Origin of the sequence: Azospirillum sp. B506, from assembly GCF_000333595.1 — a bacterium.
GTDB lineage: Bacteria > Pseudomonadota > Alphaproteobacteria > Azospirillales > Azospirillaceae > Azospirillum.
Genome location: NZ_BADK01000718.1, coordinates 1 through 7403 on the forward strand (window position 1 = coordinate 1; position 7403 = coordinate 7403).

Here is a 7403-nt window from a genome sequence, read left to right on the forward strand (position 1 = left end):
ATGCCCAGCCGCGCCATGTCGGCGCGCAGCTCCGCCAGCGGCTTCTCGTTCAGGAAACCGGTCAGATAGAAGGAACCGTAGGGGGTGCGCTCGCTGCCGCCGACGCCGATGAAGAGGGTGGTGAACTCCTCCTCCACCGCCGCCGGGTCGCTGCCGCGCGCCGCTTCGGCCAGCCGGTCGAGCGCCGCACCGAACTCGCCGCCCTCCCCTGCCAGCCCGCCGAGCGCGCTCAGGAACGCCGCATCCGGCGCATGCGCGAGCAGGTGCGCCAGCAGGGCATAGACCTGCGCACGGAACAGTTCCTCCTCCGCAATCGCGGTGGGGACGGTGTGATCGACGGCCATGGACACGCGCCGCAAACTCCTCCCGGACACACAAGACAGGGGCGTCGGCGTCTGCGGTCATGCCGCGCGCCGTATTTGGAACCGATCCATCGCCCCTTTTGATGCACCTGCGAAAAGCCATTGCCTTACAGTGACTTAGCAATTCACAGGTGGATAATAAAATGGCTGAACCTATCCCGTTGTCAACCAAGGACGCATCCGGAAGTGGGAACAAATGGAACTTTATCGCGGCGCTATGCTCGCGCTGTCAGAGCGGCCCTTAATTTTAAAGGGGTCTGAATTGGTGCGGCGATCCCTCGCAATTTGAAAGTGATTTTGCGAAGAAGAGCGCCGGAGGGATTCCCACTCTCCCCCCGCTCTCGCGCAAACTCTGTTTGCGCTGACGCGACAGGCGGACCTCCGGTCCGCCGAAAGCGGGGAGAGGGTCGGGGTGAGGGGGATGCGTAGGGTGGATTTGGTAGGCAGCGGCAAGTGCGGGACTCTTGAAGAGCTTCGCCTCGCCGCCCCCTCACCCTAACCCTCTTCCCGGGGGGGAGAGGGGATGGGCGGTTGGGGGGAGGGGGTGTCATCCGTCACAACACCCTCGGCATCTACCCTCTCCCCCACCTCGTCCAGCGTGTCGAGAAAGCCCTTGCCGACTCGGTAGAGCGTCTTCACCGGCACCCCGCCGGTGAACAGGCTGGCATAATCGTCGGCGTAGTCCTTCAACCCGTCGTCGTTGGCATAGATCGGGTCGGAGGTCCACAGCTTGCGCAGAGCCTGGCGATGCAGATCCTCCGGCACCTCGGCACGCAGGAAGGGGGTGAAGTCGGACTCGCCGGTCAACTCCTCGACCGGCGGCAGATCCTTCAGCGGATCCTCCGCTTCCCGCGGCGCGCCCTCAACCGGGCTTTCGTCGGCGGCGACGACGGGAAGCTCTGCGGCCTCCTCGACCGGCGGCGGCACATCGAGCGGCTCCGCCTCCGGCTTGACCGCCGTGCGTTTCAGGCGCGACCAGCGCGACAGGAAGGCTTCGCCGCTCACCGCCGCCCCTCCTCCTTGTCGAAGTGGCGCTTGCGTTCGCGCTTGTGGAAGGGCACGTCGACATGGTGCTGCTCGACGAAGTCGCGGACCAGCGCAATCACCTCGTCGGGCATCGGCACCGTCTCGACCACATCGGCGCCGACCTGGTAGCCCTCGCCTTCATGGGCGGATGCCGTGACGGCGAAGGGCACCAGCGACTCGCCATCCGCGCCGGGGCCCGTGCCGGGACGCATCACCACCCACAGGCGCGGCGGGTCCTGCGACAGGTTCAGACGATAGCCTTCGGTGTCGGTGCGGAACAGTTCCAGCGTCAGGGTGGCGGCATGGCTGTGGCTCCAACCCTCCCCCTCCATCAGCAGGCGACCGGGCGGGTCGACCGCAGCGGCGCCGGGAATGACCGATACCGGGCGCCAGCTCCAGTCGGCCCAGGCGGTGACGCCGCGGCGACGCTCCACCACGATGCCGAGCGGCATCGTCTCTATGCGCTCCAGCTTGTCCGTCATGACACATGCCCCGACGCCAACAGGCGTTCCGCTTCGGCCAAATCCTCCGGCCGGTTGGCATTGAAGAAGGGATCGACAGGATCGATGGCGAAATCGGCGACGGCCAGACGGTAGCGGGCGGTCCAGGCATCGACCTTGCGGATGCCCTCCTCCACCATGGCGCGGCGCAGGTCGCCGGCCAGACGGATCGGCCACAGGGCGAAGACCGGGTGCTCCTGTCCGCCCGACCGGGCGCAGGCAAGATCGGCGCCCTCATGCTCCAGCGCCGCCACCATGCGGGTGACGAGGTCGCGCGGGATGAAGGGGGCGTCGGTGGCGAAGCTGGCAACCCAGCCGATGCCGGGGGCGGTGCCGCGCAGCCACTCCATGCCGGTCAGCACGCCGGCGAGCGGGCCGGCATAGCCCTCCACCACATCGGCCGCCACCGGCAAATGGAGATGGGCGAAGCGGGCGGGATCGCCGTTGGCGTTCAGCACCAGTGGCCCGACCTGCGGCCGGACGGTGGCGACGATGCGCTCCAGGATGCTGCGGTCGCCCAGCGGGCGCAGGCACTTGTCGCCGCCGCCCATCCGGCGCGACAGGCCACCGGCCAGCAACACGCCCCCGATGTCGGGGTGAACTGAATTAGTCGTCATCGCGGCTTCCCTTGCGTCCATGCCGGCGATCCTCCTCGTCGGCTCCCGCGGCATCGGTCCCAATGGCATTCGTATCGAACACCAGACGCTCGGTGCCGGCCAGCGCGATGAAGCGCTTGCCCTTGGCCCGGCCGACCAGCGTCAGGTTGGCCTGCCGCGCCAGCTGCACGCCCCAGGCGGTGAAGCCGGAGCGCGAGACCAGGATCGGAATCCCCATCTGCACCGTCTTGATGACCATCTCGGAGGTCAGGCGGCCGGTGGTGTAGAAAATCTTGTCGCCGGCGGAAATGCCGTTCAGGTGCATGTAGCCGGCGACCTTGTCCACCGCATTGTGGCGGCCGACATCCTCCATATAGACCAGCGGCCGGTCCTCCTGGCACAGCACGCAGCCATGGATGGCGCCGGCCTCCAGATACAGGCTGGGCTGCAGGTTGATCAGCTTCGACAGCGCGTAGAGCCACGAGGTGCGGAGCCGGACGTCGGCGGGAAGTCTGACCGACTCGAAGGTCTCCATCACGTCGCCGAAGGCGGTGCCCTGGGCGCAGCCGGAGGTCAGAGTCTTCTTCTTCAGCTTGGCTTCGTAGTCGGTCGCGCGCTCGGTGCGGACGACGACGGTGTCCGTCTCCTCGTCCACATCGATGCCGGTGATGCGGTCGTCGCGCCGCAGCATGTTCTGGTTCAGCAGATAGCCGACGGCCAGACAGTCCGGATAATCGCCGATCGTCATCATGGTGACGATCTCCTGCCCGTTCAGGTACAGGGTGAGCGGCCGCTCGACCGTCACGGCGGTTTCGATCTCACGACCCTCCTGGTCCAGGCCGCGCACGCGCTCGGTCAGCTTGGGGTTCGCCGGATCCGGCGCTATGGTGAAGGTCTTCAGGCTCATGGTCGGGCTCATGCGCGCGAGTGTGGGCGAGCGGCGTCCGTCGGACAAGCCCTCGCCGAAGTGTTTCGAACAGTGATTTGGACCTGATGCACGACTTTTCCCAAGCCCTGGCGGTGGCTTTTTCCATGATCCTGTCGTTCGACGACGGGCTGGTGCGGATCATCGGTCTCTCGCTGCGGGTCAGCCTGTCGGCTGTCGCCATCGCCACGCTGATCGGCCTGCCGCTGGGGGCCGCCGTCGCGGCGCTCAGCTTTCCCGGCCGGCGTGCCGTCGCCATCGCCCTGAACACGATGATGGGCCTGCCGCCGGTGGTGGTCGGGCTGGTGGTCTATCTGCTGCTGTCGCGCTCCGGCCCGTTCGGGGTGCTGGGGCTGCTGTTCACCCCGACCGCGATGATCGTCGCCCAGACGGTGATGATCGTGCCCATCGTCGCCTCGCTCGCCCGCCAGACGGTGGAGGATCTGCTGGTGGATTATGACGACCTGCTGCGCGTCACCGGCGCCGGCCCGCTGCGGCGAATGGCGACCCTGCTGTCGGAGGCGCGCTGGAGCCTCGTCACCACCGTGCTGGCCGGATTCGGGCGGGCATCGGCCGAAGTCGGGGCGGTGATGATCGTCGGCGGCAACATCGAGCATGTGACCCGCGTCATGACCACCGCCATCGCGCTGGAGACCAGTAAAGGCGACCTGCCGATGGCGCTGGGGTTGGGCCTGGTGCTGATGACGCTGTCGCTGACGGTCAACCTCGCAGCCTCCCTGCTGACCGAGCCCCCCGCCAAAGCCTGACCGGACGACCTGCGGCCGAGTGGACGGACGCTTGGCAAGCCTTTGCAACGCCGGCCCGACTGCGCTATGCCAGTCGCGAAACAACGCATGTGGAGGAGTTGAGCGATGCTGCGCCGTTCATTCGTTCTGGGCTGTGCCGCCGCCATGGCCGTGGCCGGTCTGGTCCAGGTCGCCACCCCGTCCGCCGCGCTGGCCGCCGACCGCTTCATCACGGTGGCCTCCACCACCTCGACCGAGGATTCGGGCCTGTTCGGCTCGCTGCTGCCGAAATTCACCGCCAAGACCGGCATCGAGGTGCGGGTCGTCGCCAAGGGCACCGGCCAGGCCATCGACCTCGCCAAGCGCGGCGACGCCGACGTGCTGTTCGTCCACCACAAGCCGTCGGAGGAGAAGTTCGTCGCCGAAGGCTTCTCCACCGAACGCAAGCCGTTGATGTACAATGACTTCGTCATCGTCGGCCCCGCCAGCGACCCGGCCGGCGTGAAGGGCAGCAAGGATGTGGCCCAGTCGCTGTCGAAGATCGCCGGGGCCAAGGCCCCCTTCGTGTCGCGCGGCGACGACAGCGGCACCCACAAGGCCGAACTCGCCCTGTGGAAGACGGCCAACCTCGACCCGGCCAAGGCGGAAGGGGGCTGGTACCGCTCCATCGGCCAGGGCATGGGCCCGACGCTGAACACCGCCGCCGCGATGAACGGCTATGCCCTGACCGACCGCGGCACCTGGCTGAACTTCAGGAACCGCGGCCCGCTGACGGTGCTGGTGGAAGGCGACAAGCGCCTGTTCAACCAGTATGGCGTGATGCTGGTCAACCCGGCCAAGTTCCCCCACGTCAAGGCGGCCGATGGGCAGGCCTTCGTCGACTGGCTGGTCTCCGCCGAGGGGCAGAAGGCCATCGCCGACTACCAGATCAACGGCGAGCAGCTGTTCTTCCCCAACGCCAACGAGCCGGGAGCGTAAGAAGCGGCGGGTTCCTGCGATCCTGCCGTCCGGAAGGGTCGCAGGAACCGTCCAGCCGGCGCTTATCCGGATCGCCCCCGACAAGATTCCCATTCCCATCGCCTTGCATTCCCCCATATGAGTGTCCTCAGGCCAGGGGCGTCAGCCCCAAGCGACAGGAGTTTTGGGGACGATGAAGATCGGCGATCGGACGGTGCTCGTCTGCGATTGTGCGCACAGCATCGCGCTGGACGGGACGGCGCTGGGCAAGGCTTGCGGCGAGGGCAGCGGCCCCACCGTGCACACCCAGCTGTGCCGGGCGCAGCTCGACCGCTTCGAGGCTGCGGTCGCCACCGGCCAGCCGCTGCTGGTCGCCTGCACGCAGGAAGCGCCGCTGTTCAGCGAGATCGCGGCAGAGGTCGCGCCCGACACATCCCTGACCTTCACCAACATCCGCGAGCGCGCCGGCTGGTCGGACGATGGCGAACTGGCGCTGCCGAAGATCGCGGCATTGCTGGCCGAGGCGGCGCTGCCCATCCCGCCGACGGGTGCGCTGACCCTGACCTCGCAGGGCACCTGCCTGGTCTACGGCAACGACGAACGCGCCATCGAGGTGGGCCGCGAACTGGCCAAGCGGCTGGACGTCACCATCCTGCTGACCAGCGCCAGGGACATCCCGCCGCCGCCGGTGATGGACGCGGCGATCCTCCGCGGCCGCATCCGCACCGCCCGCGGCTGGCTCGGCGCCTTCGAGATCGTGGTGGACGATTACGCCTCCGCCTTGCCCTCCTCGCGCGGGGCGCTGGGATTCGAGCCGGCGCGGCAGGGGGCGTCGGCCCGCTGCGACCTGATCCTCGACCTGACCGGCGGCACGCCGCTGTTCCCCGATCACAAGCGCCGCGACGGCTATCTGCGCCCCGATCCCAACAGCCCGGCCCAGGTCGCCAAGGCCCTGCTGGACATCGCCGATCTGGTCGGCGAGTTCGAGAAGCCGCGCTTCGTCGACTTCAAGGCCGACCTCTGCGCCCATTCGCGCAGCCGCAAGACCGGCTGCACCCGCTGCCTGGACGTCTGCCCGACCGGGGCGGTCACCCCGAACGGCGACCATGTCGCCATCGATCCGCATGTCTGCGCCGGCTGCGGGTCCTGCGCCGCGGTCTGTCCGACCGGGGCCGCGACCTACGCGCTGCCCCCGGCGGAGACCGTCTATGAACGGCTGCGCACGCTGCTGTCCACCTACGGCAAGGCGGGCGGGGCGGCGCCGGCGCTGCTGGTCCACGACCCGCGCCATGGCGACGCGCTGATCGGCATGATGGCGCGGCACGGCCGCGGCCTGCCCGCCCGCGTGCTGCCTTTCGCGCTGAACGAGGTGACACAGGTCGGCTTCGACCTGTTCGCGCTGGCGTTGGCCTATGGCTGCACCCATGTCCGCGTGCTGACCGGGCCGGAGAATGAGGGGGAGACCGCCGGCCTCGCCTCGCAGATCGGGCTGGCGGAGGCCGCCTTCAGCGGGCTCGGTTACGGTTCCGGCCGCGTCGCGGTGATCGATGCCGCCGACCCCGACGCGGTGGCCGACGAGCTGTGGGCGCTCCCTGCCGACGCCATCGAAGCGGGGCTGTTCCTGCCGATGGGACCGAAGCGCACGGTGACCATGCTGGCGCTGCGCCACCTGCACAAGACCGCCCCCGCTCCGGTGGAGGTCCTTCCGCTGCCGCCGGGCGCGCCCTTCGGCCGGGTGTCGGTGGATGTGGCCGGCTGCACGCTGTGCCTGTCCTGCGTCGGCGCCTGCCCCACCGGGGCGCTGCTCGACAATGCCGACAAGCCGATGCTGTCCTTCGCCCAGGATGCCTGCGTGCAGTGCGGCCTGTGCAAGACCACCTGCCCGGAAAAGGTCATCTCCCTGGTGCCTGAGATCGACTTCCGCGACCGGGCCCGCGGTGCGACGGTGGTGAAGGAGGAGGAGCCCTTCTGCTGCGTGTCCTGCGGCAAGCCCTTCGCCACCAAGTCGTCCATCGAGAAGATCGTGACGACGCTGGCCGGCAAGCACTGGATGTTCGCGACGCCGGAGGCTGCCAACCGCATCCGCATGTGCGAGGACTGCCGCGTCCGCGACCAGTTCGAACACGGGAACGAGCCTTTCTCCATGGGCCGCCCGCCGGTGCCGCGCACCACCGACGACGACCTGCGCGAACGCGAGGAAGCGGAACGGGACGTACAACCGACGGCGGTGCGGCAAAAGCTGATGTGACGTCGAGACCCCTTGATCGCCGTCAAAGTCGGCATACCGTGAT

General features: G+C 68.3%; 8 protein-coding genes. 3 read left to right on the forward strand and 5 right to left on the reverse strand.

Features of this window, described 5'->3' with window-relative positions; translation table 11 throughout:
* From I71_RS21485 to fdhD, 5 genes are all read right to left on the reverse strand, one after another.
* Positions 1–344 (reverse strand): molecular chaperone TorD family protein (locus I71_RS21485; RefSeq protein ID WP_244433972.1); only part of this gene is annotated, 344 nt, incomplete at its 3' end.
* 513 nt (positions 345–857) lie between these two features.
* Positions 858–1367, reverse strand: coding sequence for a DUF3306 domain-containing protein (locus I71_RS21490; RefSeq protein ID WP_042697907.1), 510 nt, complete (start codon positions 1365–1367; stop codon positions 858–860).
* On the reverse strand, positions 1364–1870 hold the full coding sequence (locus I71_RS21495) for a DUF3305 domain-containing protein (RefSeq protein WP_042697910.1): 507 nt from the start codon (positions 1868–1870) through the stop codon (positions 1364–1366). Before I71_RS21495 ends, I71_RS21490 begins: the two co-directional genes overlap by 4 nt.
* Entirely contained in the window at positions 1867–2505 is a 639-nt protein-coding gene (gene mobA / locus I71_RS21500; RefSeq protein ID WP_042697913.1) for a molybdenum cofactor guanylyltransferase MobA, read from the reverse strand. Before mobA ends, I71_RS21495 begins: the two co-directional genes overlap by 4 nt.
* Positions 2495–3391: a formate dehydrogenase accessory sulfurtransferase FdhD gene (gene fdhD, locus I71_RS21505; protein WP_042697923.1), complete on the reverse strand. Its 897-nt coding sequence runs from the start codon at positions 3389–3391 to the stop codon at positions 2495–2497. Before fdhD ends, mobA begins: the two co-directional genes overlap by 11 nt.
* Before the next feature lie 86 nt (positions 3392–3477).
* Between fdhD and I71_RS21510 the strand changes: the two genes are divergently transcribed.
* The 3 genes from I71_RS21510 to I71_RS21520 all read left to right on the forward strand — a co-directional run bounded on the left by I71_RS21510 (position 3478) and on the right by I71_RS21520 (position 7360).
* Complete coding sequence (locus I71_RS21510) at positions 3478–4176, forward strand: ABC transporter permease (protein WP_042697926.1); 699 nt, start codon at positions 3478–3480, stop codon at positions 4174–4176.
* A gap of 105 nt (positions 4177–4281) precedes the next feature.
* Positions 4282–5133 carry a substrate-binding domain-containing protein gene (locus I71_RS21515; protein WP_083897298.1) on the forward strand — a complete coding sequence of 284 codons (852 nt, stop codon included), beginning with the start codon at positions 4282–4284 and terminating at the stop codon, positions 5131–5133.
* 172 nt (positions 5134–5305) lie between these two features.
* Positions 5306–7360, forward strand: a complete 2055-nt coding sequence (locus tag I71_RS21520; protein WP_042697917.1) for a 4Fe-4S dicluster domain-containing protein — start codon at positions 5306–5308, stop codon at positions 7358–7360.
* The last annotated feature ends 43 nt before the right edge of the window (positions 7361–7403 follow it).

Excerpts from the sequence above, each read along its gene's own strand:
- I71_RS21510 (WP_042697926.1), top strand. The coding sequence starts at position 3,478 with ATGCACGACTTTTCCCAAGCCCTGGCGGTGGCTTTTTCCATGATCCTG.
- fdhD (WP_042697923.1), bottom strand. The coding sequence starts at position 3,391 with ATGAGCCTGAAGACCTTCACCATAGCGCCGGATCCGGCGAACCCCAAG.
- I71_RS21495 (WP_042697910.1), bottom strand. The coding sequence starts at position 1,870 with ATGACGGACAAGCTGGAGCGCATAGAGACGATGCCGCTCGGCATCGTG.
- I71_RS21515 (WP_083897298.1), top strand. The coding sequence starts at position 4,282 with ATGCTGCGCCGTTCATTCGTTCTGGGCTGTGCCGCCGCCATGGCCGTG.
- I71_RS21520 (WP_042697917.1), top strand. The coding sequence starts at position 5,306 with ATGAAGATCGGCGATCGGACGGTGCTCGTCTGCGATTGTGCGCACAGC.
- mobA (WP_042697913.1), bottom strand. The coding sequence starts at position 2,505 with ATGACGACTAATTCAGTTCACCCCGACATCGGGGGCGTGTTGCTGGCC.